The following is a 26,551-nucleotide window of genomic DNA, read 5'->3' as shown; positions in this document are numbered from 1 at the left end:
TTAACAACACGACGAGGCCATTACAGGAGAAATTATAATGTGTCTGCAAAACACGTTATGATTCATTAATCATTTCCTTTACACGAAAAAATATTTTAACAAATTGATGTTTTGAGCCATCGATGGTTGTTTCATTCCGACAGATATGGTCCGACAATAGATATATTATGTATGTCAAAATCTATTGCTAATGTTGCGCCAAGGGGCAAAGTCAGCATCGGATGGGTATGGCAGCAATCGAAGCCATCGACTATGGGAATTTTTTGTTCACCCAAAACTTCAGTCAATACTTCATAGGGCGTTCGCCCGCTTCCTGCAGAATCAAATAATTCATGTTTACCAAGGAGAATTGCACCTACTTTTTCGAAAATACCATTCAGTTTCAGCATTGCGAATGAACGTTCGACAGTCGCGATGTCTTTCAAACTATCTTCAATGAACAGAATATCACCTGGTAATATTTCCGGCATCCATTCACTTCCCCAAATTCCTGATAAGGTATTAAGATTACCTCCAATAACACGACCTTTTATCACCCCCTGGCCTATAAAACGACAGTTATTATTGTAAAGCGTTTTAGGGCGAACCGGTTGTATGTCATCCCAGTTCAGACGCTCGTCAGTCCATGTGTTGGGAAGTTTGTATTCGTAGACACCCTTTTGCCGCCTGGTCAGTATGTCAATAAAATATCCATAGGTTAAGTCAACAAGGGGAGGGAATTCCCCAAAGGAAGCAACCAACGCTGGACCATAAAACGTGATCAATCCCGTTTTGGCATAAATACCCGCAAGTAACGCTGTCGTATCTGAATATCCAATGATCACTTTGGGATCGGCCATCAGAGCTTCGTAGTCCAGGAAAGGTAACAAAGAATTGCTGTTAGTTCCCCCTATCGTAGACATCACACAGCGGACTTTCGGATCACGGATAAGTTCATTGAATTCATTGGCTCTCTCAGCAATAGTGCCTGACCGATAGAAATCAGACTTGCCGGTCAAATGACCTGCTTTGAGTAGAAATCCTTTATCCTCCAGGAATCGTTTCCCACGGCTAAAGCGATTTGGGGCGGTGGTTGTTATCGGAGCTGATGGGGAGAAAAAACCGATAGTATCTCCTACCACAAGAGGGTTTGCTAAAAGGGGGGATCTAAAGTGGCTCATATGGAATCCTTGCCGTTATACGCATTCGGGAGAACTGCACAGATGTTATTCTAAAGCCCGAACTCACAGAGTATTTTCTTGGATAGGTATGAAGCTTAGCCAAAAAATTCTTAGACAGAGAATCATATTCCGCAAAAATAACCGTAAGCAAACATCTCCTGTATGTTCATACACTAATAAAAATTAGAAGCCAAGAAAATGCTATTGCGCGTATTCCCGTTGATCCCTGCCTCCGGCAAATGAGTCACCGTCACATCGCCACCGGGTTCCTCGCTATGTTGACCAGGCGATAAACAAGCTCGGTACCTTCTTCGACTAACGGCCCGTTTTTGTGGCTCTGGTGGTCAGCGCCATCACAGCGCTGGCCACCGTAAATACCGCAATTATCCAACCCATTGTCCAGGGCGTACCATCGCTGAGCAGGGCCAGCAAAAGTGAAGAAATAATTCCGCTCCCGTATTGCAGCGATCCCATCAGTGCCGATAATCGCCAGCAGCCAGAAAATGGCATGCCAGGAGGTCATTTTAATCATTTGTCCGCCGACCAGTGGCCCGGCAATGGGCGCTGATCATCAGTGTAGAAAGCATCTGCGCTGCACGAGTACGGCTAAACAGATCGCGTATCATGGCTCGTGCCAGCATGGGGCCCGTGCATGCTCCCAAAGCCTGAAAGACACGCCAGAAAACGATGTGCACAATATCAGTCGATAATGCGCAGCCCACAGAGCCTATAACGAACAATACCATGCCAATGAACAGTGGCAGGCGTCGGCATTCTTTAGAACAGTGGTGGTATTGGTTAAAATAATTTATGTGTCATTTCCCCGGGGTCATTCTTGTCAACGTATTATCACGCATGATGTAGTGATGGAATAATGCTGCGGCAGCGTGTAAGCCGACAATGAAATAACCCGTATTGGCAATGAGTTCATGTATTTCTTTCAAATCATGCTGCATCAAAATGTTTTCTTCGCCTGCAACTGGCATCGGATAGGAAAAGAATGACCATTCAATGTTGCCATAATACAGTGATAAAACACCAAGTAACGGCAGGCTAATAAACATTAGATACAAAATGCCATGTACTGATTTAGAAATTATGGTCTGCCAGCGCGGTGGGTTAGGAACAATATCGGGATCTTTATGTGTTACCTTCAAAACGATTCGTATTATCATCAGGATCATGACGCTGACGCCCATAGTATAATGCGCTACCTTCATCCAGTCGCGTGCATTGCTGCCTTTAGGAACAAATCCTTTTAACTCCATCGCGGCATAAGTCAAAACAATTAAAATAAAAATGGTCCAATGAAATAAAATCTGGCTGGGTGCAAATTTTCTAGACATATCATAGCCTCTGGGTTCTGAAAATTTATTATATGCGAATATGATTAAGCCAACATTAAGGTTAAAGGAACAGCACATTCTGTTGGAAATAATGAATCAGCAAGTTTCAGTCAACCTATAGCCAAACCGAACAGTGCGCCAACCCCGGACGACATCGTCATCGCCAATGCACTCCAGAATGTCACGCGAACAATACCTGGGAGCAATGGGGCCCCTCCAGCCTTAGCGGCAATCCCTCCAAGAATGGAAAGGGACAATAATGCAGACAGGGCAATAGCAGGGAGAAGCCAATGCGATGGCACTATGATGGCTACCAGCAGCGGTAATATCGCTCCAGCGGAAAAACTCAACGCGGAAGTCCATGCCGCCTGAAACGGGCGCGCAGTGGTGATCTCAGAGATACCCAGTTCATCGCGCGCATGCGCGCCCAAGGCATCATGGAGCATCAGTTGCTTAGCCACTTGTCTGGCTAGCGTCACGTCAAGCCCCCGGCTGACATAGATAGATGTGAGCTCATGATGCTCCGCCTGGAAATCCGTATTTAACTCCGCTAACTCCTCGGCTAACGCCGCTTTTTCCGTATCTGACTGAGAAGAAACCGAGACATATTCGCCGGTTGCCATCGACATCGCACCTGCTACCAAACCGGCAACGCCTGTTAGCAGGATGTTCTGGTGAGTCACATTGGCTGATGCCACACCCAACAACAAACTGGCGGTAGAGACAATCCCATCATTGGCACCCAGAACAGCCGCTCGAAGCCAACCTATTTTCTCAATGCTGTGACGCTCTCTGTGTGTCATGCAAGCCTCTGGTTATCTTGTAATTTACAAAGTTAATAACGCTATTATAAAGATCTTTATGACGTTTTTTTCTTCTCTTTGATGCCTGTTTGACCGGTATACATTATCTCTGGCTGAGACCCATTAATGAGTTAGTAATTGGAACAACAAAGATATATTCATTCTGAATCAAATACAGGCGTAACACTATCTGTTTATCACTCTGATGATGGCGTTACACTCGTGATAATAAGGTGGGTAATTGGTTTGCACCAGAGTTATATGTGTGGTTTTGATAAACTAAATAAAAATTCCTTAGCTGATGTTAACCGCTCTGCTAGAGTGGCAACATAACGTGTTTATTTTTTTTGTACGGTCATGCTCTCATTCTGGTGGGTGCTGATTGAATGAGTGATTATAGTGATAAATATAATGATAACTATACTCATCTACACTGATTTATTTATGGAGGCTTTGTGCGGAAAAATAAAGTAAGTAATGACGACGGTAATAAATATCAAGAGCGTTTTAATGCGGCAAGAAAAAGCACATGGGTGAGCGTTATTGCGAACTGTTTTCTTACATTAGGCCAAATTTTTACTGGTTTTTTTTCCGGGTCCCAGGGGCTTATTGCCGACGGTATACATTCGCTATCTGATCTCGTTGCGGATTTCGTTGTACTTGTAGCGAATAATAAGAGTAAGAAAAATGCAGATCCAGACCATCATTATGGCCATTATAGATATGAGAATGGGGCATCATTGATCATTGGATTAATATTGATAGTTGTAGGCATTGCGATGTTGTGGTCTGCCATTAATAAAATCAACTCTCCTGCGGATATTCCTCAAGTACATATTGTGGCTCTGTGGGTAGCCTTATCTGCTCTTTTGATTAAAGAAGCGCTGTTCAGATACATGCTCAGTGTGGCAAAGCGAGTAAAATCAAGCATGCTGGTTGCTAATGCCTGGCATGCGCGTTCTGATGCCGCTTCATCCCTTATTGTTGCATTAGGTATTATGGGTAATCTGTTAGGATTTAAATTTCTAGACCCTATCGCCGCATTAATTGTTGGTCTCATTATTGCCAAAATGGGGTATTCATTTTTATATGATGCATTGCAAGATTTGATGGACCGGGCCGTTGATGTTGAGATTGAAGATGAAATAAAGAAAACGTTATTGGCAACCCAGGGCGTTATTAATATCCATGAATTAAAAACAAGAAAAGTGGGAGACTTTATCCTCACTGACGTTCATTTGGAAATTGACGGCAATCTGACCGTTAAAGAGGGGCATGATATCGCGGTTTCCGCCCGTAATTCAGTATTGAAAAACCCGCAAATATTGAATGTAATGACCCACGTTGATCCTTATAACTCAAAAGTATTGCCCGTGCATTTATCTCCAGGGAATTGGACACCTGGAAGGTGAAAACGCCAGAGCCTTGCCGGGCGTGAGGTTGATTTGCTCACAGCGGCAGCACGTCCAGCGGCTTGATTTCGCGCAGTACGAAGGTGGTTTGCATCTCTTTAATGCCCGGCAGGCGGCGGACCACTTCCATAGCAAACGTGGAGAAGCTGTCGAGATCTTCTGCGACCACCTGCAACATAAAGTCGGCATCCCCGGCGACGGCGTAGCAGGCGATCACCGGTTTTAATTCACCGACCTGCTGCTCGAAGCGCTGGGCTTCCTCCTCATTGTGGCTGTCTATTTTCACCCGGATAAACGCCAGGATCCCCAGGCCAATTTTTTTGCGGTCAATTCTGGCCTGATACCCGGTGATCACGCCACTCTCTTCCAGCTGTTTCACCCGGCGCCAGCAAGGTGAGGTGGCCATGCCAACGTTATCAGCCAGATCCTGATTGGTTATCCGTCCGGTGTGCTGAAGCTGACGCAGAATGCGAAGATCTGCCGGTGTGAATTCTTAATGAGACATAATTTTCCTAATAATGGCGTAATTTAGAAATAGATTACCAAAAAACAGCCGCAAATGTGTGTAAAAAGAAAGCACTTACCTGCCGCCTGCGGCTATGATCTCAGGCACTTATCCGCCCCTGAAAGGACCGTCTGTTGAGCACTTCACTTCGCCTTGCGATTATCGTTAACCCTGAACTTTCCCTTGGTCTGATCGCCAATACCGCCAGTGCGCTGGGCATCGGTCTGGCCGCTAAGTTTCCGCAACTCGCCGCCAGTCAGTTATCTGATACACAGGGCAGAACGCTGGATGTCAGTTCCAAACTGCCGGTGCCCATTCTGCAAGCCAGTGCCGAGCAAATGCGTGAGCTTCTGCTCAAAGCGCTGACGTCTGAAGCCGAAAAAGCCGTGGTGCCGTTTCCGGCGTTTGCTCGCGCAATGCACAGTTTTGAAGAGTATGAACAGGCCTTCCCGCAGCGGGATTTGGCCACAGAAACGTTGGATGGTTTAGCGCTGTGTGGCCCGGAAAAATGGGTGAAATCCCTGACCGGGGCATTGAAGTTATTGCGCTGAAGGCGTGCGGGAAAGTGACGTAAAGAGATGACGGGGCGCGCAATGCGCCCCGAAGTGATTAAAGCACTTTACTCAAAAATGCCTGGGTTCGCGGGTTGGTTGGCGCGGTGAATAACTGCTCCGGCGTGCCCTGCTCCTGAATCACGCCTTGATCGATAAACACCACGCGATCGGCCACTTCACGCGCGAAACCCATCTCGTGGGTGACGATAACCATCGTCATGCCTTCCAGCGCCAGCTGTTTCATCACGGCCAGCACTTCGCCCACCAGTTCGGGGTCCAGCGCGGATGTCGGCTCATCAAACAGAATAATCGACGGTTCCATCGCCAGCGCGCGGGCAATGGCCACACGCTGCTGCTGGCCACCGGACAGGCTTGAGGGCCAGGCATCAATTTTGTCGATCAGACCGACTTTTTGCAGCAGCTTTTCCGCACGGGAAATGGCTTCAGCTTTAGATAACCCTTTCAGTGCCATCGGCGCCATGGTCAGGTTTTCCAGCACGGTCATGTGCGGGAAAAGATTAAAGCGCTGGAACACCATCCCTACGCTGGAACGCAGGGTATTCAGGTTGGTTTTCGGGTCATGTACCGCAAAACCGTTGACCACCACTTCGCCACCGTTCGGCTTCTCCAGCGCATTTAAACAGCGCAGAAAGGTGCTTTTACCCGAACCCGACGGCCCGATGATACACACCACTTCTTTCTGGGCGACGTCGCACGAAATACCGCGTAGCACGTGGGTTTCGCCAAACTGTTTCTGTAAGTCCTTAACGTGAATCACTTTTGCCAAACCTCTTTTCCATGTGTTGAACCAGCAGCGAAAGCAGGAACGTCAGTACCCAGTAGACCAGCGAGATGGTCAGGTAGGGTTCCCAGTAGGTTGCATAGGCACCGGAAACCGTGCGCGCCGCATAGGCCAGATCGGCAAGGCCGATGGCGGAGGCCAGCGAGGAGTCTTTGACAATAGCGATGGCGTTATTGCCCAGCGGCGGCAGAATGCGGCGAAATGCCTGCGGCAAAATCACCTTGCGCATGGTTTTGCCCCAACCCATGCCCAGTGCCCGTGATGCTTCCATCTGACCGTTGTCAATTGACTGAATCCCGGCGCGGAAAATCTCTGAGACATAAGCCCCGGCGTTGAGGGTGATTGCCACTACGCAAGAGAGGAATGCGCCGTAGTCGGAACGCAGGGTGCGGGCAAACTCTGAAGACATCAAGCCGTGACTGACCAAAATGCCGTCTCGCGGGTTGATAAACAGGGGTACCAAAGCAAAATGCACCACCATTATCTGTACAAATAGCGGCGTACCGCGGAATGCACTGACGTAAACCCGCACCGGCCACTGCACCGCAAAGTGCAGTACCCATTTCCACGGGCCGTCATCGGCGCGTGCCATCCGACCCAAACCCAGCAATAAGCCCCAGGTGGTGCCTAAAATCACACAAATAATGGTGCACTTGATGGTCATCAGCGCGCCCTGAACAAACAGCGGGGCGTACTCGGAGATGATCTCCCAACGAAATCCTGTCATACCTGTCCTTGTGTGGGGATCGTCGGGATCCCCTGATTAAACGTCATTATTTTGCCGGGAGAGTCGGAACGTTGTTATCGAACCAGGTTGCGTAGATTTTTGCGTAAGTGCCATCAGCGACGATAGTTTTCAGGCCCGCATTGATTTTACCCAGCAGTTCCTGATTGCCTTTGGCCACGGCGATGCCGAAATATTGACGTTGGAATTTGCTGTCGGGTACCAGTTTCAATGCTTTCTCGGGATGGGATTTGATGTAGTACTTCACCACGCCAACATCGCCTACCGCCGCGCCGATGCCATCTTCTGCCAGCTCCTGCAACATCAGCGGTGTGTTATCAAAGCGTTTGATATCCGTGCTATTTTTGCCGAGCGTATCGGAAACCACGATGTCGCCGGTACTGGAGTTCACCACACCGACTTTCTGGCCTTTCAACGCCGCGACGGAATCGACTTTCGAACCGGCCGGTACCACGATAGATTGCTCCGCCGGGAAGTAGGGGGCAGAGAAATCAACCATTTGCTGACGCTTGTCGGTAATGGTAATACCCGAAATGATGATGTCGCGGTCGCCGGAATTAAGCGTCGCGAAGATGCCTTCCCACGGCGTGTTGACCAGTTTTATGTCAAAGTTTTCCGCTTTGGCAATGGCTTTAATAATATCAATATCAAAGCCTTCCAGCTGTTTCTGGCTATTTTCATATTCGAACGGACGGTAAGTGCCGCCGGAGCCGACAACGTAGGTTGTCTGTGCCGCGAAGGCTGATGATGCTAAGGAAGAGAACAGACACCCGGCGAGAATAAAGGACTTAAACATAGTCACTCCTGTTTTGTTTGTTGTTTTATGCAATTAATTTGCATAAAAATACACAACTTGACGAAGTGCTTCAACTGAAAACAGCAGAAGTTGCGGTATTAGGTCAGACGGAATGATTTTATTTCAGGGGTTCCAACACCAGTGCCATGGCTCATAAATAAAGCCCCACGGGTTATCGGGTGCAAAGGAGAGGGTAAAGCCAAAGCGGGGAGCGTTGCGGCTCAGCCAGCGAAACGCCGCAGTATCACCAAATATTCCGGTGACTTCATCGCAGCCGGGCGTATTGATATCAACCGCCCGTCCGGTGTGATGTTCACTGCAACCGGGTGGGGCCAGTGAGGTGAAAATAGCCTCGGGCGCGATACCCGCCAACTGTTTCAGTCGAATAAGCCCTTTCTGGTACTCAAGGCTACGCCATGCAGACACCAGCAGCAGTTCCACACCGTCCTGCTGTGCTGCCTGTTTCATCTTTTGCCAGGCGGCGGTGGCGGGAGCGGTCAGGCGGTGAGCTTTGCCGGTTTCATCAGTCTCGGCTACCACCAGCTGTGAGGCGTCGATATCCTCGAAAAACGGCAGGGAGCGGGCGGCAATGACTGCCGGATCAATCCCCAACTCACGCAAAATCTGGTCTGTTTTCTGGCGCAACACGGTTTGTGCAGGCGCAACGTTCATGCGTCGTTATTGCCTAAGCGATGCATCGCCTGCGCCATAGCCTGGCCGCTGCTACGCATGGTTTTCTGGTAGTGTGCGGCTGCGCGGACAAATGCCGCCAACAGGTGCTTGTCCTGCTGATGTTGCAGATATTCCGGGTGCCATTGCACGCCAAGACAAAAATCATAACCTTCACATTCGATGCCTTCAATCACGCCATCCGGCGCGACGGCATTGATGCGACAGCCCGCGCCCAGCGTTTTAACGGCCTGATGATGAGAGCTGTTAACCTCGTAACGCAGTGAATCCACGCAGCGGCTCAGCAGGGTGCCTTCGACAATCTCGACGTCATGACGCGCCCGTTTTTTGCCCCCGGCATTTTCAGTATCGACCGTGGTGCTGTGTTCGAGCGCATCCGGCAGGGCGTCGGGAATATGTTGATGCAGCGTGCCGCCAGTCAGAACGGCCAGCAGTTGCTGACCACCACAAATGCCGAGCAGCGGCATATTACGGCGCATTGCCCCCTGCACAATGGCGACCTCGAACTCGGTGCGTGCGGGTTTCAGCCGCACTTGCTCACTGGATTGCTGTTCATTGAACAGAGCGGGAGGCACGTCGAACGCGCCGCCGGTGACCACAATGGCGTCACAGATTGAGAGATACTCATCTGCCAGTTCGCCATGATGGGGCAGCGCCAGCGGCACCGCACCGAGCGCCGCCAGACTGGCCATGTAATTTTGGCGTAACGCATACCACGGAAAATCGGCATATCCACCCGCTTCTTCACTATCGAGTGTGACGCCGATAACCGGTCTGGACTGAAAATTCGTACTCATAGTGATCTGCCGTACCCCGTAGTTAGCCCAAAGAGAAACGATAAGAACAACACTTTATCTCAACATATCAACAGGTCGGGGGCGGAAACAATACAAATTATCAATGTTTTGCTTATTCGGAGTTTACCTCTGTAATAAGTTCTTTACGGCAGTTCACGCACCACTTTACAAGGTTGTCCCATCGCTAAAACGTTGGCCGGAATATCGTGGGTGACAATACTGCCCGCCGCGATAGTGGTGTTATCGCCAATGGTGACGCCAGGCAAAATAAGAACGTTGCCGCCGATCCACGTATTGTTGCCAACCACAATCGGACGGGCGCTGGTCAGGAAGGGGTAGTCAGGGTCGCCGGTCAGGCGCTCTTTGGCGGACAGCGGGTGAACGGGCGTATAGAACTGGACATTCGGGCCGATCAGCGCGTTGTCGCCGATGGTGATGGTATTGCAGTCGAGAAACACGGCATTGACGATAATAAAAGTATTGCGGCCAATGCTGACGTGTTTGCCGTAATCGCACCAGAACGGTTGTTCAATCCAGCTCTCTTCGCCATAGGCATTAAACAGCGAGCGCAGCAGCTGATTTTTCTGTTCGAAATCCTGTGAGTCCAGCGTGCTGAGTTGTTTGGTCACTGAGCGCGCGTGATGGTACATCGCCAGCAGTTCCGGGTCGCGGGTGTTGTAAGCTTCGCCGCTGAGTAGCTTCTGTAACTCGCTTTTGGTGAGTTCGGTCATGCACTTCTCCTTGTCGGTTATAGCTCGAGCCAGATAATGCACTGGCGCAGAGATAAATGGTGAGCCTCAATACGAGTGCCCAGCCAAGCCAAACCATTCCTTAATGAGGGTAAAACGTTGCCTTATCTGATGAATCAATCCTTCAACCCGCTTTGCGGATTAGCTGTTAGAATTCATCCAGCTATTAGAAACATGTGAATTCAATTGCTATCGCAATCTTTACGTTGTCCTAAAAACAGCCAGCGGCTATTTTCTGGATAATGATTATGTCTGGTTGAAGGACCTAATTCAGCTGTTTTATCCTCATTTTTACTGCGAAACCAAGAAACTTATGCTGCCACACGCCTCTTCTCACTCTAAACGCCGCACAAGATTGTGGTTTGTTATCGCTGTGATCATCGCGGCAATTCTGGTCTGGTATGTTGCCTTCCACCACAGTTCATCCACGACTGAGGCGAAGCGGGCAGGGCCCGGGCGTGGAGGAATGCGCGGCGGTATGCATGGCGCTGCCATGGCCGGTGCCGTGACGCCGGTGCAGGCGGGGAAAGCCGAACAGGCCGATGTGCCAGTGTACCTGCGTGCGCTGGGCACGGTGGTGGCCAATGCGACCGTGACGGTCACCAGCCGGGTTGACGGGCAACTGATGAAAGTCTATTTCACCGAAGGCCAGAAAGTGGAGCAGGGCCAGTTGCTGGCGCAGATTGATCCTCGCAGTTACCAGGCGACGCTGGAGCAGTATCAGGGCGATTTGGCGCAGAATCAGGCGCTGGCGAAAAGCGCTGAGTTGACGCTGGCCCGCTACAAAAAACTCTATGCGCAGGACTCCCTGGCGCGTCAGGATCTGGAAAGCCAGATGGCAACGGCCGGTCAATATGCGGGCGCGGTGAAAGCCGATCAGGCGCAGATTGCCGCCGCGAAGCTTAATCTGGAATTCGCGAAAATCACCGCGCCAGTGAGCGGCCACGTGGGGTTACGTCTGGTTGATCCAGGCAATATGGTCAGCAGCAGCGCCACCACCGGCATTGTCACCATCACCCAAACTCAGCCGATTGCCGTCACGTTCAGCGTGCCACAAAGCAATCTGCAAACCCTGCTCAAAGCCCTGCGTGGCGGTCAGCAGTTGCCGACTACGGCCTTTGATCAGGATGGCAGCGACGTGCTGGGTCAGGGAAAATTGCAGTTTATCAGTAACGAAATCGACACCAGTACCGGCAGCATCAAACTCAAGGCGTTGTTTGATAACCATGATGAAAAGCTCTATCCGAACCAGTTTGTGAATGCCCGCTTACAGGTAGGAACGTTGATGAAAGCCACGGTGATCCCAGCGGCCGCCTTGCAGTTGAGCGCAGCGGGTGATTTTGTCTACGTGGTGAAAGCCGATAACACCGTCGAGCGCCGTCAGGTGAAATCCGGCCCGCCGTTTGGCGATGACAAAGTGGCCGTGCTGACAGGTCTTCAACCGGGCGAACAGGTAGTGACCACCGGTATTGACCGCCTGAACAACGGCAGCAAAGTGCAAGTGGTCACCGCCAGCGCCGCCGCTGAGGCCGCAGCGCCGAAAGAACCCGTCAGTGGTGCAAAGAAAACCTCTACCGGTAAAGACAGCGGGTCGAAATGAATCCTTCACGCCTCTTTATACAAAGGCCGGTCGCCACTATTTTGCTGATGGTGGCGGTGCTGCTGTCGGGCATTTTTGCCTACAACATGCTCTCCACCTCGGCGCTGCCGCAGGTGGATTACCCGACTATTCAGGTCACCACGCTCTATCCGGGTGCCAGCCCGGACGTGATGGCCTCAGGCATTACCGCGCCGCTTGAGCGTCAACTCGGGCAAATGGCCGGCCTGAGCCAGATGTACTCCACCAGCGCCAGCGGCTCGTCAATCATCACGTTGAAATTCTCGCTGGACTTGTCGCTCGACGTCGCTGAGCAGGAAGTGCAGGCCGCGATTAATGCCGCCGACAACCTGCTGCCTAAAGATCTGCCCAATCCGCCGACCTACAAAAAGGTCAACCCGGCCGACAGCGCCGTACTGACGCTGGCCGTGACCTCTGAATCGCTGCCGCTGACTAAAGTGCAGGATTTGGTGAACACCCGCGTGGCGCTGAAACTGTCTCAGATCTCCGGCGTGGGTATGGTGACGCTGGCGGGCGGCAACCAACCTGCCATTCGTGTGCAGGTCAATCCGCGCGCGCTGGCGGCGCACAGCCTGACGCTGGAAGATATCAACACGCTGATTGGCAACAGTAATGTCAACGGCTCGAAAGGTGGCTTTGACGGCAAACACCATTCGATCACTATCGATGCGAATGATCAACTGCGCACTGCCGCCGAATACGGCAACCTGATTGTCACCTACCAGAACGGGGCGGCGCTGCGTCTGCGTGACATCGCCACGCTCTCTGAAGCGCCGGAAAACCAGTACCTGTCGGCCTGGGCCAACAAACAACCGGCGATCATCATCAGTGTGCAGCGCCAGCCGGGTGCCAACGTGATTTCGGTGGTGGATGCCATCAAGCAGCAGTTGCCGAAATTGCAGGAAGCCCTGCCGGACTCGGTGAAAGTCACCATTTTGTCTGACCGCACTCAGACCATCCGCGCTTCCATCAGCGACGTACAGTTTGAGCTGATGCTGTCGATTGCGCTGGTGGTCATGGTCACCTTCTTGTTCCTGCGCAATGTCGCGGCGACCCTCATTCCGAGCGTTGCGGTGCCGCTGTCGCTGGTCGGCACCTTCGGCGTGATGTACTTGTGTGGGTTCAGCCTCAATAACCTGTCGCTGATGGCGCTGACCGTCGCCACCGGTTTTGTTATCGATGACGCCATCGTGGTGGTGGAGAACATTACCCGCAGGCTGGAAGAGGGTGAAACGCCGATGCAGGCGGCGCTGAAAGGCTCTGCGCAGATCGGTTTTACCATCATCTCCCTGACCTTCTCGCTGATCGCTGTGCTGATCCCGCTACTGTTTATGGGGGACGTGGTCGGGCGGTTATTCCGCGAATTTGCCATCACGCTGGCGGTGTCAATCCTGGTGTCGATGGTGGTGTCGCTGACCCTGACGCCGATGCTGTGCGCCTATTTGCTGCGCCATATTCCCGAAGACAAACAGAGCCGCTTTTACCGTAAGGGCGGGCAGCTGTTTGACAAGCTGATCGCCGGTTACGACCGCATGCTGATCGTGGTACTCAACCACCAACGTCTTACTTTGCTGGTGGCCGCCGCGACATTAGTGTTCACCGGCTTGCTGTATGTGATTGTACCGAAAGGTTTCTTCCCGTCGCAGGATACCGGGATGATTCAGGGCATTACGCAGGCATCGCAGGATGTCTCCTTCGGCGAAATGGGCCGCCGCCAGCAGTTGCTGACCGCCGCCATTTTGCAGGATCCGGCGGTGGACAGCGTCTCATCGACCATCGGGGTGGATGGTAATAACACCAGCCTGAACAGTGGCCGGTTACAGATTAACCTCAAATCCTTTGACCAGCGTGATGAACGCGCCCCGGCCATTATTGCCCGCCTGAAGCAGGAAACGGCCTCGGTGCCGGGCATCGAACTGTATATGCAGGCTTCACAGGACTTGACGGTCGATGACCAGGTCACGCCGAGCCAGTACCAGTTCACACTCGACGATGCCGACAGCGAAAATCTGGTCACCTGGACGCCAAAACTGATTGATAAACTCAGTCAGCAGCCGGAATTCAGCGACGTGGTCAGTAATCTGCAAAATCAGGGGCAGGTGGCTTACGTTGAGCTGGACCGCGATGCTGCTGCGCGCTTTGGTATTACAGCTTCTGACGTCGATACCGCGCTGTATAACGCCTTCGGTCAGCGGCTGGTTTCCACCATTTTTACCCAGTCGAACCAGTACCGCGTGGTGCTGGAAGTGGCACCGCAGTTCCAGCAATCTCCGGCCTCGTTTGAAGATATCTATCTGGCGACCAGCAACACCGACTCCTCCTCTGCGACGGATGCGAACAGCACGTCTTCCACCAGTGCGTCGGGTTCGACCACCAGCACCTCTTCCAGTGGCACGTCCACGACGTCCACCAGTTCGACGGCGGGCATGGTCAAACTGACCTCTATTGCCAAAATCCACATGCGAACCGGTGCACTGTTGCAGGCACGGCTGAATCAGTTTCCGGCGGTGACCGTTTCCTTCAACCTCAAAGACGGTTATTCACTGGAACAGGCACAGGCGGCCATTAAGCAAACGGCCGCCGGGCTCTCGCTGCCGGACAGCATTACCCTGCGCTATCAGGGGGCCGCGTCGTCGTTTGAAAGTGCCACCGGCAATACGCTGTGGCTGATTCTCGCCGCCTTGCTCACCATGTACGTGGTGCTCGGTATCTTGTACGAAAGCTTTATTCATCCGGTGACGATCCTCTCGACGCTGCCGTCGGCAGCTGTGGGGGCGTTGCTGTCACTGCTGTTCGCCAATACCGAATTCAGCCTGATCGCGCTTATCGGCGTGATCCTGTTGATCGGCATCGTGAAGAAAAACGCCATCATGATGATCGACTTTGCGCTCGAAGCCGAAAACAAACACGGCATGTCGCCGCGTGAGGCGATCCATCAGGCCTGTTTACTGCGGTTCAGGCCGATTCTGATGACCACCATGGCGGCGCTGCTCGGCGCGCTGCCGCTGATGCTGGCCAGTGGATCCGGTGCGGAACTGCGCCAGCCACTGGGGCTGGTGATTGTCGGCGGCCTGATCTTCAGTCAGCTGCTGACGCTGTTCTCCACGCCGGTGATTTACCTGATGTTTGACCGTCTGGCGACCCGCTGGAACCCGCGTTTGAAAAGAAAACGTGCGCTTCAGGCTGAAAAAAACCAGGCCAGCCAACCGCCGGCGGGTAATGAATAGATGAATATCTCGCGCTTTTTCATCTTCCGCCCGGTGGCGACGCTGCTGCTGACCGGCGCCATCGTGCTACTGGGCCTGCTCGGTTACCGCCTGTTGCCGGTTGCGCCGCTGCCGCAGGTGGATCTGCCGGTGATCATGGTCAGCGCCAGCCTGCCCGGTGCCAGCCCGGAAACCATGGCCGCCACGGTGGCGACGCCGCTTGAACGGGCATTGGGGCAGATCGCGGGTGTCAGCGAAATGACCTCAAGCAGTTCTCAGGGCACCACCTCGGTGGTGTTGCAGTTCGACCTCGATCGTGAAATTAACGGTGCAGCACGTGACGTGCAGGCGGCGATCAACGCTTCACGCGCCTTGTTGCCAAGCAGCATGCCGTCGCTGCCGACCTACCGTAAAGCCAACCCGTCCGATGCGCCGATCATCATGCTGTCGCTGACCTCGGCCACCCGCAGCAAAGGAGAGCTGTACGACATCGCCTCCAGCCAGCTGCAACAGAAAATCGCCCAGGTGAACGGGGTCGGTCAGGTGTCGCTGGTCGGCTCGGCGCTGCCCGGTGTGCGTATCGATTTGCGCCCGGAAGCCATCAGCCATTACGGTATCTCTCTTGACACCATCCGCTCCGCGATTGCCAACAGCACCACCAATCTGCCAAAGGGGGTTTTGCAAGGCTCCAGCCAGTCCTGGATGATTGAGGGGAACGGGCAGCAAAGCACGGCGGCGCAGTACAAAACGTTGATTGTGACGTACATCAAAGGCGCGGCTATTCGTCTGAGTGATATCGCCAATGTGTATGATTCGGTGGAAGATAAGTACAACGTCGGCTATTACAACAGCACGCCTTCGGTGATGATTGGCGTCACCCGTTCTGCCGGCGCCAATATGCTGGAGACGATTCAGGCCATTAAAACCGCACTGCCTCAGATGGAAGAGAACCTGCCGGGTGACGTCGAACTGCACATCGCGCTCGACCGCTCGGGCACCATCTCCGGCTCACTGCGCGCCACGGAAGTGACTCTCATGGAGGCCACTTTTCTGGTGATTGCGGTGGTGTTCGTTTTCCTGCGCAACTTGCAGGCGGTGATCATCCCGGCGCTGGCGCTGCCGGTCTCGTTGATCGGCACGTGTTCGGTGATGTACCTGCTGGGCTACAGCCTGGATAATCTGTCGCTGATGGCGCTGATCATTGCCACCGGTTTTGTGGTCGATGATGCCATTGTGGTGCTGGAAAATATCACCCGTCACATTGAGGAAGGGCTGGGACCCGTACGCGCCGCCATCAAAGGGGCGCAGGAAGTCAGCTTTACCGTATTGTCGATGACGCTCTCGCTGATTGCGGTGTTTATTCCGCTGCTGCTGATGGGCGGGATCCTCGGGCGCTTGTTCCGTGAATTCGCCGTCACGCTCACCGTGTCGCTGATCATCTCGATGCTGGTGTCACTGAGCCTGACACCGATGCTTTGTGCCCGTTTTCTGCGGCGTAAACCGGCGGTGGAAAAGCGCCAGCCGCGCATTTACCGCATTATTGAGCGGGCGCTTAACCGCCTGCTGGCGAGCTACGCCGCCGCGCTCGGCTGGGTGATGCGTCATCAGCTCATCACTTTGTTCGGTTTGCTGCTGACGATTATGCTCAACTTTTATCTGTATACCGTGGTGGAAAAGGGCTTCTTCCCCAATCAGGACACCGGCATGCTGATGGGCATGATGCGCGCCGATCAGAACACCTCATTCCAGTCGATTCAGCCAAAAGTGCTGCAATACAGCAAAATTATTCAGGACGACCCGGCCGTTGACGCGGTGATGAGTTCGGCGGGCAGCGGTGGTTTTGGTTCGCGTAATACCGCGATGTTCTTTGTGCGGCTGAAAGATTATAAACAGCGCAGCGCCAACGCCAATGAAGTGGCCAACCGGCTGATGGCGAAAACCAGCAAACTGGCCGGGGCGCAGCTATTTTTGATGGCTGCACAGGATTTACGCGTCGGTGCACGCAGCGCCAATGCGCAATACCAGTACAGTCTGCAGGCGGATGATCTGTCGCTGTTGCGCGAATGGGCGCCGAAAGTGAAAGCCGCGCTGGAGAAACTGCCGCAACTGACCGGCGTAGACACGGATTCACAGACCGGCGGCCAGGAAGTGATGCTGACCATTGACCGCGACAAGGCGTCGCGCCTTGGGGTCAATATCAAGATGATCGACACGCTGCTCAACAACGCGTTCAGCCAGCGGCAGATCGCCACCATCTACAAAACGCTCAACCAGTACCACGTGGTGATGAACCTGACCGCCGACTACACCAGTGATCCTGACGTGCTCAATCAGCTGTATGTCATCACTGATGCCGGCGATCAAGTGCCTCTCTCCGCCTTTACTCAGTTCAGCGGAGCCAACGCGCCGCTGTCAGTGGCGCATCAGGGGCAGTCGGCGACCACCACGCTGGCCTTTAATCTGTCTGACGGCGTGGCGCTTGGCGATGCGCAAGGGCTGATCAAAACGGCGATGGCGCAGATTGGTCTGCCGGACACTATTCAGGCCGGATTTGCCGGTACCGCACAGGCGTTTGACTCCTCGGTCAGCATGATGCCGTGGTTGATCCTCGCCGCGCTGGCGGCGGTGTATATCGTGCTGGGTATGTTGTATGAAAGCTATATTCACCCGCTGACCATTCTCTCGACGCTGCCTTCTGCGGGCCTGGGCGCATTGCTGCTGATGTTGCTGACCAATACGCAGTTGACGGTGATCGCGTTGATCGGCATTTTGCTGTTGATCGGCATTGTGAAGAAGAACGCGATCATGATGATCGACTTCGCGCTTGATGCCGAACGCCGCCTCGGGCTCTCGCCGCAGCAGGCGATCACTCAGGCTTGCCTGATGCGCTTTCGCCCGATCCTGATGACCACGCTGGCCGCGTTCTTCGGTGCCTTACCGCTGGCGCTCGGCAGCGGCGGTGATGCCGATCTGCGCAGCCCGCTGGGGCTGGCCATTGCTGGCGGCCTGGCGCTTAGCCAGATACTGACTCTGTTCACTACGCCGGTGGTCTATCTGTATATGGACCGTTCGAGCCGGGCGACACGCCGTTTCTGGCATCGCCTGCGTCCTCATGCGTCCTCACCACAGGCCGATTCACATGACTAATTCTCACATGACTGATTCTTTGAAAAGCGAAACGATTCTGATGACTTCCCGTAACTCGCATGCTGCTATTTTTCGTCTTGCGCCTCTGGCGCTGGCGTTGCTGGTCAGTGCCTGTACCGTTGGCCCGGATTATCAGCGGCCATCGGCTCCGCTGTCGCTGGAGTTCAAAGAGGCCAAAGGCTGGACGGCGGCGGTGCCGCAGGACAATCACACCAGGGGCGACTGGTGGACGGTGTATCAGGACCCGGAACTGTCGTCGTTGTTGAGTCAGGTGCAGATTTCCAACCAGAACGTCGCGCAATATGCCGCCCAATACCGGCAGGCGCAGGCACTGGTGACCGAGGCGCGCTCCGGGCTCTATCCGTCCGTTGACGCCACCGTGGGCAGTACCCGCAGCGGGACATCGCAGGCGGTGACTAAAAAACAATCCACCGAACTCAGCGCCAGCTGGGAGCTGGATTTGTGGGGCAAACTGCGCCGCACGGTCGAAGAGGATAAAGCCAGCGCGCAGGCCAGCAAGGCCGATCTGGCGGACGCCACGCTCAGCGCGCAGTCCGAACTGGCGCAGGACTATTTCCAGCTGCGGGTGATGGATGAACAAATCGCGCTGTATAACCGCAGTATTGCGGCCTATGAGCGTTATCAAACCATTATTCAAAATCAATATACCGGCGGCAATACGTCGCGCGCTACGCTGGCGCAGGCACAAACCCAGCTGGAAAGCGCCCGCGCCTCGGCGTTGCAGGTGCAGTGGCAGCGCGCACAGATGGAGCACGCCATTGCGGTGCTGATGGGCAAACCGCCTGCACAGTTCACCCTGACGGCCCGCGAAATCAAATTCACCTTACCGGCGATCCCGCCGGGCCTGCCGTCGCAACTGCTGCAACGCCGCCCGGATATCGCGGCGGCTGAACGCACCATGGCGTCGGCCAACGCCGCCGTCGGTGTGGCTACCGCAGCCTATTACCCGGACCTGACGCTCAGCGCCAGCGGTGGCTTCACCAGCGACGCTTTCCATAATCTGTTCTCCCTGCCGAACCGTGTCTGGTCGCTGGGGCCGCAACTCAGCCAGACGGTCCTCGACTTTGGCGCGACGAGCAGCAAAGTGACCCAGGCCGAAGCCGCCTATGATGCGCAGGTCGCGGCGTATCGCCAGAGTGTGTTGGGTGCCTTGCAGGAAGTGGAAGATTATCTGGTTGAGCTGCATACCCTTGACGCGCAAACGCTGGCCCAGCAACGCGCCGCCGACGCCGCCAAAGAGTCAGCCCGGGTGACCTACAACCAGTATCAGGCCGGAATGATCGACTATCTCGACGTCGCCAGCACCGAAAACACCAGCCTCTCCCAGCAACAAAACGTGTTGTCGTTGCTCAGCACCCAGATGGTCACCAGCGTGAAGCTTATCGCCGCACTCGGCGGAGGATGGAATGGAGATGTGGGTGAATGACCGGCAGCAGGAATTAATTTAACAAGAATATTCTTGTTAAACTCCAAAGGAATCGGCTAGGGTGGTCACTCACTCATTTCGTGACAGGATGCCAAATGCCGATTCTCTCCACATTTCATGCGCAGATTGATTATCAGGACAGCGGTTCAGGTGATACGACGCTGTTCTTAATGCCGGGCTGGTGCCAGCCGAAATCTGTCTTCACTGACTTTGCCACGCTGGCTGCGCCACACTGTCGGGTGGTCAGTATTGACTGGCGCGGGCATGGAAAATCCTCCACGGATGGCAACGATTTTGACGGTACGTCATTGGTTGAAGACGCACTGGCGCTGATTAACCATTTAGGCCTGAAGCGGGTGGTGCCGGTGTCGGTCGCCCATGCGAGTTGGGCCGCCGTAGATCTGCTGGAGCGTTTGCAAGAACGCGCTCCTGCGGCGGTGTTTCTCGATTGGATCATGAATCACCCTGCGCCTGAATTCTTCACCTCCATTGATCAAATGCAACGTGAAGATCAATGGCTCCACGCACGGGATCAACTGTTCGAATTCTGGCTGGCAGGAAGTCACTCGCCGACCATGATTCACCATATGAAAACCGAGATGGCCGAGTCCAGTTTCCAACTCTGGCGGCTCGCCGGTCAGGTTATCCGTGACGCCTATCTTCACTACGGTTCACCGCTGCAGCGCCTCGCGCAACTCAAGAATCCACCGAAAATGTGGCACATTTATTCCCTCGACAGAAATGACGATTACCTGAGCCTGCAACAACGATTCGCGTCGCAGCATGATTTCTTCGATGTGAAACGCCTCGAAAACGCCAAAACGCATCTGGCGGTACTGGAAAAACCGCAAGATGTGCTGGCGCAGATTTTGGGAATGTTAGGGGAGGATCGCCAATACGGCACAAAATGAAGTGCCGTATGAGGAATGATAAAGAGGCAAAAACGCCGACGTCCGTCGGCGTTTTCGATGAGATCCCACCGTTACTCCTTCCAGCCACCGCCCAGTGCTTTATACAGCGTAATGTCCTGATTCAACTGGCCGAGGCGGGTGGTGATCAGCGTTTGCTGGGTGGCGTAAAGCGAACGCTGTGCCACCAGTACGCTGAGGTAGTTGTCGACACCGGCTTTAAAACGCATTTGCGACAGGTCGAAATTACGCTGGTTGGCATCGGTGTCCTGCTGGCGGGCCAGCACCTCGTCTTTGTAGGTGGCTTCACCGGCTAAGCCGTCTGAGACTTCCTTAAACGCGGTTTGGATCGCTTTCTCGTAATTGGCAATGTCGATTTGCTTGGTGTCTTTGGCAATGTCCAGATTGGCCTGGTTCACGCCCGCATCGAAGAGGGGGATGTTGATCGATGGCACGAATGACCATGCGCCGGTGCCGCCGTCAAACAGTTTACTCAGGCTGCCGCTTTGCGTACCGGCAGAACCGGTCAGCGTAATGCTCGGGAAGAAGGCCGCCCGGGCGGCGCCGATGTCCGCGTTGGCCGCCTTGAGGGTATGTTCAGCCGAGATAATATCCGGGCGTCGTGTCAGCAGGTCAGAGGGCAATCCGGCGGGTGTCGCCGGGAAATTCCAGTTTTTGTCCAGCGTGGCATCGGCCAGCAGGTTCGACGGAATAGTGGCGCCAACCAGCAACGTCAGTGCATCAACATCTTGCCTGACCTGCCGTGTATATTGGGCAATATCCGCCTGCGCACTGCGCACGGTGGTTTCTGCCTGCACCAGGTCCTGCGACGTACTGACGCCCGCGTCGTAACTGCGTTTGGTTAGCTGATAAGAGTTGTTTTGGCTATTGGCGGTGTTGATCGCCAGCTTCAACAGGTCGTTATCCGACGCCAGACTCAGATACCCTGACGCCACTTCAGACACCAGCGTGATTTGCGTGGCGCGCTGCGTGGCGGCGGTTGCCAAATAGGTTTCCAGCCCTTTATTGCGCAAACTGCGCAGGCGGCCAAACAGGTCAACCTCGTAGGAGGTCACGCCCAGACTGGCGCTGTATTGTTGATACGTTACCGGCCCGCTGTTTTGGGTTGAATACAATCCCCCTGGCAGATGCTCCGACGTTTGGCTGCTGCTGGCATTCAGCGTTGGCAGCAGAGCGGCGCGGTCAATCTGGAATGAGGCGCGGGCAGTATCAACATTCAATGCCGCGACGCGAAGATCGCGGTTATTGGCCAGCGCCATGGTGATCAACTGATGCATGGCGGGTTGATTGAAGTACTGCTTCCAGCCGATCTCGTCGGCTTTAGTCGGTTGGCTGCCGCTGTCTGTACTCCAGTTGCTGGCGACCGGCAAAGCTGGGCGCTGGTAATCCGGCGCCATGGTGCAGCCTGCCAGCAGAGTCAGTGAAAACGCGCTGGCCAGCGTTAGCGTGAAAGGGGTTTTATTCATGATGAGTCACCTCTGGAGCAGGACGCGCTTTATCGTGTGTTTGGGTCTTGCGGGTGAAAAAATTCACGATCAGCACGTAAAACATCGGTACAAAGAAAATCGCCAGGAAAGTGGCCGTGATCATGCCGCCGACGACCGCCGTACCAATCGAGTGCTGGCTTCCTGCCCCTGCGCCGCTTGAAATGGTCAGCGGGAGGACGCCGAGAATAAAGGCCATCGAGGTCATGATGATCGGGCGGATACGCAACTTGGCCGCTTCCACCGCCGCATCAATGATCGCCATTCCCTCCTTCTCATGCAGTTCTTTGGCAAACTCGACAATCAGGATGGCGTTTTTCGCCGCCAGCCCGACGGTCGTCAGCAGGCCCACCTGGAAGAACACATCATTGGACAACCCACGGATCAGCACCGCACCAATGGTGCCGAGAATGCCCAGCGGCACCACCAGCAGAACGGAGAACGGAATAGACCAGCTCTCATACAGCGCTGCCAGGCACAGGAACACGACGATAATTGACAGCGTATAAAGCGCTGGCGTCTGGGAACCGGAAAGCTGTTCTTCATACGATAAGCCGTGCCACGCCACTTTATAGCCCGCAGGAAGTTTGGCGGCGATCTCCATCACCGCTTTATTGGCGTCCCCTGAGCTGTAACCCGGCGCCGGTGAACCCATCAGTTCAACAGCAGAAACGCCGTTGAAACGCTCATAACGTGGGGAGCCATAGACCCATTTTCCGCTGCCGAACGCGCTCCATGGCACCATGTCACCGCTACTGTTGCGGAAATACCACTGGCCCAAATCTTCCGGGGTGACGCGCGAAGCCGCTTTGCCCTGGATGTAGACACGTTTTACACGGTCGTTGTACATGAACTGGTTGACGTAGGCTGAACCCCACGCCGCCGACAGGGTATTGTTGATGTCGTCCATACTCAGACCCAAAGCCTGCGCACGCTCGTCATCAATCGACAGCTGATATTCCGGTTCATCTTCCATCCCATTCGGACGCACGGCAGTCAGGCGTGGGTCCCCGGCGGCCAGTTGCAGGAACTGATTGCGCGCTGCCATCAGTGCCTCATGGCCCCGGCCGTTGGTGTCTTGCAGGAAGAAATCGAAGCCGGTGGCGTTACCCAGCTCCATCACCGCAGGTGGCACAAAAGCAAACACCCGCGCATCTTTAAGCTGCCCAAAGTGTGCCATCGCACGGCCTGCGAGTGCCTGAACTTTAAGATTGCTGTCCTTACGCAGGCTCCAGTCTTTCAGCATCACGAAAGCGATCCCCACGTTCTGCCCACGACCGGCAAAGCTGAAACCATTGGCCGTAAACACAGATTTTACCGAACTGCCTTCCTGGGTCAGAAGGTAGTTGCGTACATCGTCCAGTACCTGTTGGGTGCGCTGGGCTGAGGCATTGGCGGGTAAGGTCGCCTGAACCATCATCACCCCCTGATCTTCATCGGGTAAAAAGGTGGTGGGAACGCGGGTGAACATAAACCCGGTGGCAATAACCATCAGCAGATAAAGCCCCATAAACAGGCGGCGGCGGGAGATCACCGTGGCGACGCTGCGGGTATAGCGCACCGTTCCTTTATCAAAAGTACGGTTGAACCAGCCGGAGAAGCCCTTTTGAGATTTCTCCTTGTCGTTGTGTTTGATGATGGTGGCACATAGTGCCGGGGTGAAAATCAGTGCCATCAGCACGGACAGGGCCATCGCCGACACGATAGTGATGGAGAATTGACGATATATAATCCCGGTGGAACCGCCGAAGAAGGCCATCGGTACCAGCACGGCGGAGAGCACCAACGCGATACCAAATAGCGCCCCCTGGATTTGCTTCATCGATTTGATGGTGGCGTCTTTCGGTGACAGCTTCTCTTCGGTCATCACGCGTTCGACGTTTTCCACCACCACAATCGCATCATCCACCAGCAAGCCTATCGCCAGCACCATCCCGAACATGGTCAGCGTATTGATGGAATACCCCGCCGCCGCCAGAATACCGAAAGTCCCGAGCAGAACCACCGGCACCACCAGCGTAGTGACCAGCGTCGCACGCAGATTTTGCAGGAACAGCAGCATCACGCAGAACACCAGCACGATGGCTTCGATCAGTGTTTTCACCACTTCTTCAATCGAGGCGCTGACCACCGGTGCGGTCTGGTAAGGATATTTCACCTCAACGCCATCTGGCAGGGAGCTTTGCAAATCGCTTAAGGTTTTCTCCACCCCTTTAGCCGTGTCCAGCACGTTGGCACCGCTCGCCAGTCGCAGGGCAATCCCGGTCGATGGGCTGCCGTTAAGCGTTGAGGAGATAGAATAACTTTCGGGTCCCAGTGCCACGTTAGCCACATCACTGAGGCGCACCTGCGAGCCGTCCGTATTCACCTTCAGCAGGATATTTTGGAACTGCTTCACACTGTCGAAGCGGGTTTTACCAATAATGGTTGCGTTGAGTTTGCTGTCTTTAACCGTCGGCAGGCCGCCGAGTGAACCCGAGGAGACCTGAACGTTTTGCGCAGAGATCGCCGTGCTGACATCGCTTGGGATCAGTGAATATTTGTATAACTTGGCAGGATCAAGCCAGATACGCATGGCGTACTCAGAGCCCAGCACCTGGAAGTCACCGACGCCTTTGGTGCGGACAATGGCGTCTTCAAGCTTGGTCACCAGCAGGTTACTGAGGTCGGCGTTGCTCATCTTGCCGTCTTTCGAAATCAGGCTGACCACCATCATAAAGTTGGCCTGATACTTGGCGACACGGATCCCCTGATTAATGACTTCCGTCGGTAACTGCGATTCGGCCAGCGACACTTTGTTCTGTACCTGAACCTGCGCGATATCTGGATCCGTTCCCTGATCGAAGGTGGCAATAATGCTGGCGCTGCCATCGCTGTTACTTTGCGATTCAATGTAACGCAGGTTATCCAGTCCGTTAAGCTGCTGCTCAATCACCTGAACCACGGTGTCCTGCGCCGTCTGGGCCGACGCACCGGGATAGGTCAGGCTGACTGAAATGGCGGGCGGCGCAATATTCGGATACTGGTTCACCGGCAGTTTCATGATAGACAACGCACCGGCAATCATGATGACGATGGCAACGACCCAGGCGAATACGGGGCGATTAATAAAGAAAGTAGACATGCGTAACCCTTATTGCGCGGAGGGATCGGTCGTCGACATATTGTTGTCGGCGGTCGGGGCGCTGGTTTTCCGTTCGCTGGCGCTGACTTTGGTACCGGTTCTGATATTTTGCAGTCCGTCGGTCACCACCCGGTCGCCGTTATGCAATCCTCCGGTGACCAGCCAGTCGCCTGACATCATTTGGCCAGTGGTGATGGGCTGTTGTTCAACCGTGCTGTCCGGTTTTACCAGCCAGACATAAGGGGCGCCTTTCACATCATGCGAAATCGCTTCCTGCGGGACCAGAATGCCTTTGTCATCAACGCCCTGTTGCAGCTCGGCATGAACAAACATGCCCGGCAGCAACTCATTGTGTGGATTAGGGAAGGAGGCACGCAGGGTCACGGTACCGGTGCTTTGCGACACGGTGACTTCAGAGAATTCCAGCTTGCCCGGCAGGGCATACTGGCTGCCATCTTCAAGCGTCAGCGTCGCTTTGGCCGCGTTGTCACCCACCGACTGTAATTGACCTAACGCCAGTGCGCGGCGCAGCCGCAGCAGATCCAGTGAAGATTCGTTGACGTCAACGTAGATAGGGTTGAGCTGGTCGATGGTCGTCAACTGCGATGTTTGCCCGCTGGTTACCAGTGCACCTTCCGTAAACAGCGAACGGCCAATGTGGCCTGAGATAGGGGCGTAAACTTTGGTGTATTGCAAATTAACGCGGGCGGTTTCTACATCGGCGGCGGCTTCACGTTCGGCGGCGAAGGCGTTGTCATAATCCTGCTGGCTCACGGCGTGCGCCTCGACCAGCGGTTTATAGCGTTTGGCTGTGGCGGCAGCACTTTGCCAGGTGGCCATCGCGCGATCGTAAGCCGCCTGGTAGGACGTTGGGTCAATCTGATAGAGCTGATCTCCGGCTTTGACTTCGCCGCCTTCGACGAACAACCGTTTTTGAATCACCCCGCTGACCTGCGGGCGCACCTGTGCGCTGCGAACGGCGGTGGTACGGCCGGGTAAGCGGGTCGTGAGGGCGACGGATTGGGAATGCAGTGTGACGACATTAACTGCCGGTGGTCGGGCCGCAGGCGCGGCAGATCCGGCGGATCCGTCACACGCACTCAGCAGGACCAGGGTACTGAGTGAAAAAACCTTCAGGCGCATAGAATTGGCTCTCTGTGAGATTTGAGAACAATCATTCTCAACAAGTGCCTCACTCTACGCCAGCCGGTGATTTCGCTCTGTAAACTTATCGTTA

The 26,551-nt window shown here is 54.3% G+C and carries 19 protein-coding genes and 2 pseudogenes; 7 read left to right on the top strand and 14 right to left on the bottom strand.

Annotation, left to right across the window (positions count from 1 at the left end; all coding sequences use genetic code 11):
• Positions 1–131: 131 nt before the first annotated feature.
• The 4 genes and pseudogenes from EAH77_RS14210 to EAH77_RS14195 all read right to left on the bottom strand — a co-directional run bounded on the left by EAH77_RS14210 (position 132) and on the right by EAH77_RS14195 (position 3,309).
• On the bottom strand, positions 132–1,160 hold the full coding sequence (locus EAH77_RS14210; protein ID WP_140473462.1) for a S66 family peptidase: 1,029 nt from the start codon (positions 1,158–1,160) through the stop codon (positions 132–134).
• A gap of 315 nt (positions 1,161–1,475) precedes the next feature.
• Positions 1,476–1,930: pseudogene (locus EAH77_RS14205) on the bottom strand (MFS transporter); the annotation flags it as partial.
• 45 nt (positions 1,931–1,975) lie between these two features.
• The gene (locus EAH77_RS14200; RefSeq protein ID WP_140473461.1) at positions 1,976–2,506 is read right to left on the bottom strand and encodes a cytochrome b; all 531 of its coding nucleotides are present in this window, start codon (positions 2,504–2,506) and stop codon (positions 1,976–1,978) included.
• A gap of 110 nt (positions 2,507–2,616) precedes the next feature.
• Entirely contained in the window at positions 2,617–3,309 is a 693-nt protein-coding gene (locus EAH77_RS14195; RefSeq protein ID WP_140473460.1) for a VIT1/CCC1 transporter family protein, read from the bottom strand.
• 455 nt (positions 3,310–3,764) lie between these two features.
• Here EAH77_RS14195 and EAH77_RS14190 point away from each other — a divergent pair, with 455 nt between their 5' ends.
• Positions 3,765–4,721 (top strand): cation diffusion facilitator family transporter, encoded by a 957-nt coding sequence (locus EAH77_RS14190; RefSeq protein WP_140473459.1) that lies wholly within the window; start codon positions 3,765–3,767, stop codon positions 4,719–4,721.
• Positions 4,722–4,758: 37 nt separating this feature from the next.
• Here the strand turns inward: EAH77_RS14190 and EAH77_RS14185 are convergent.
• Positions 4,759–5,208 (bottom strand): annotated as a pseudogene (locus EAH77_RS14185) (Lrp/AsnC family transcriptional regulator); the annotation flags it as partial.
• Positions 5,209–5,360: 152 nt separating this feature from the next.
• Here EAH77_RS14185 and EAH77_RS14180 point away from each other — a divergent pair.
• Complete coding sequence (locus tag EAH77_RS14180) at positions 5,361–5,777, top strand: DUF2000 domain-containing protein (protein WP_140473457.1); 417 nt, start codon at positions 5,361–5,363, stop codon at positions 5,775–5,777.
• A 58-nt stretch (positions 5,778–5,835) separates the two neighbouring features.
• On the opposite strand, the gene EAH77_RS14175 is transcribed toward EAH77_RS14180, so the two are convergent.
• The 6 genes from EAH77_RS14175 to EAH77_RS14150 form a co-directional block, all read right to left on the bottom strand.
• A complete protein-coding gene (locus EAH77_RS14175; protein ID WP_140473591.1) occupies positions 5,836–6,558 on the bottom strand; it encodes an amino acid ABC transporter ATP-binding protein in 723 nt (240 codons plus the stop codon).
• Positions 6,545–7,309, bottom strand: a complete 765-nt coding sequence (locus EAH77_RS14170; RefSeq protein WP_140473456.1) for an amino acid ABC transporter permease — start codon at positions 7,307–7,309, stop codon at positions 6,545–6,547. Before EAH77_RS14170 ends, EAH77_RS14175 begins: the two co-directional genes overlap by 14 nt.
• Positions 7,310–7,355: 46 nt before the next feature.
• Positions 7,356–8,123, bottom strand: a complete 768-nt coding sequence (locus tag EAH77_RS14165) for a basic amino acid ABC transporter substrate-binding protein (RefSeq protein ID WP_140473455.1) — start codon at positions 8,121–8,123, stop codon at positions 7,356–7,358.
• 123 nt (positions 8,124–8,246) lie between these two features.
• Positions 8,247–8,795, bottom strand: coding sequence for a M15 family metallopeptidase (locus tag EAH77_RS14160; RefSeq protein ID WP_140473454.1), 549 nt, complete (start codon positions 8,793–8,795; stop codon positions 8,247–8,249).
• Complete coding sequence (locus EAH77_RS14155; RefSeq protein WP_140473453.1) at positions 8,792–9,610, bottom strand: gamma-glutamyl-gamma-aminobutyrate hydrolase family protein; 819 nt, start codon at positions 9,608–9,610, stop codon at positions 8,792–8,794. Before EAH77_RS14155 ends, EAH77_RS14160 begins: the two co-directional genes overlap by 4 nt.
• 143 nt (positions 9,611–9,753) lie before the next feature.
• Entirely contained in the window at positions 9,754–10,341 is a 588-nt protein-coding gene (locus EAH77_RS14150) for a sugar O-acetyltransferase (protein WP_140473452.1), read from the bottom strand.
• Positions 10,342–10,672: 331 nt separating this feature from the next.
• On the opposite strand from EAH77_RS14150, the gene EAH77_RS14145 reads away from it, so the two are divergent.
• The 5 genes from EAH77_RS14145 to EAH77_RS14125 all read left to right on the top strand — a co-directional run bounded on the left by EAH77_RS14145 (position 10,673) and on the right by EAH77_RS14125 (position 20,688).
• Positions 10,673–11,959, top strand: a complete 1,287-nt coding sequence (locus EAH77_RS14145; RefSeq protein WP_140473451.1) for an MdtA/MuxA family multidrug efflux RND transporter periplasmic adaptor subunit — start codon at positions 10,673–10,675, stop codon at positions 11,957–11,959.
• Positions 11,956–15,204: an efflux RND transporter permease subunit gene (locus EAH77_RS14140; protein ID WP_140473450.1), complete on the top strand. Its 3,249-nt coding sequence runs from the start codon at positions 11,956–11,958 to the stop codon at positions 15,202–15,204. Before EAH77_RS14145 ends, EAH77_RS14140 begins: the two co-directional genes overlap by 4 nt.
• On the top strand, positions 15,205–18,330 hold the full coding sequence (locus EAH77_RS14135) for an efflux RND transporter permease subunit (protein ID WP_140473449.1): 3,126 nt from the start codon (positions 15,205–15,207) through the stop codon (positions 18,328–18,330).
• Positions 18,331–18,337: 7 nt separating this feature from the next.
• A complete protein-coding gene (locus EAH77_RS14130) occupies positions 18,338–19,777 on the top strand; it encodes an efflux transporter outer membrane subunit (RefSeq protein ID WP_140473590.1) in 1,440 nt (479 codons plus the stop codon).
• Positions 19,778–19,872: 95 nt separating this feature from the next.
• A complete protein-coding gene (locus tag EAH77_RS14125; RefSeq protein WP_140473448.1) occupies positions 19,873–20,688 on the top strand; it encodes an alpha/beta fold hydrolase in 816 nt (271 codons plus the stop codon).
• A 71-nt stretch (positions 20,689–20,759) separates the two neighbouring features.
• Here EAH77_RS14125 and EAH77_RS14120 read toward each other — a convergent pair whose 3' ends face one another.
• The 3 genes from EAH77_RS14120 to EAH77_RS14110 are packed head-to-tail and all read right to left on the bottom strand — an operon-like array spanning position 20,760 to position 26,457.
• Positions 20,760–22,172, bottom strand: coding sequence for an efflux transporter outer membrane subunit (locus EAH77_RS14120; protein WP_140473447.1), 1,413 nt, complete (start codon positions 22,170–22,172; stop codon positions 20,760–20,762).
• Positions 22,165–25,314 carry an efflux RND transporter permease subunit gene (locus EAH77_RS14115; RefSeq protein ID WP_140473446.1) on the bottom strand — a complete coding sequence of 1,050 codons (3,150 nt, stop codon included), beginning with the start codon at positions 25,312–25,314 and terminating at the stop codon, positions 22,165–22,167. The genes EAH77_RS14120 and EAH77_RS14115 overlap by 8 nt, the downstream gene beginning before the upstream one ends.
• A 9-nt stretch (positions 25,315–25,323) precedes the next feature.
• Positions 25,324–26,457 carry an efflux RND transporter periplasmic adaptor subunit gene (locus tag EAH77_RS14110; RefSeq protein WP_140473445.1) on the bottom strand — a complete coding sequence of 378 codons (1,134 nt, stop codon included), beginning with the start codon at positions 26,455–26,457 and terminating at the stop codon, positions 25,324–25,326.
• Between the last annotated feature and the right edge of the window lie 94 nt (positions 26,458–26,551).

Origin of the sequence: Ewingella americana, from assembly GCF_006438725.1 — a bacterium.
Classification (GTDB): domain Bacteria; phylum Pseudomonadota; class Gammaproteobacteria; order Enterobacterales; family Enterobacteriaceae; genus Ewingella; species Ewingella americana_A.
This window is presented reverse-complemented; position numbering and strand designations above follow the sequence as displayed.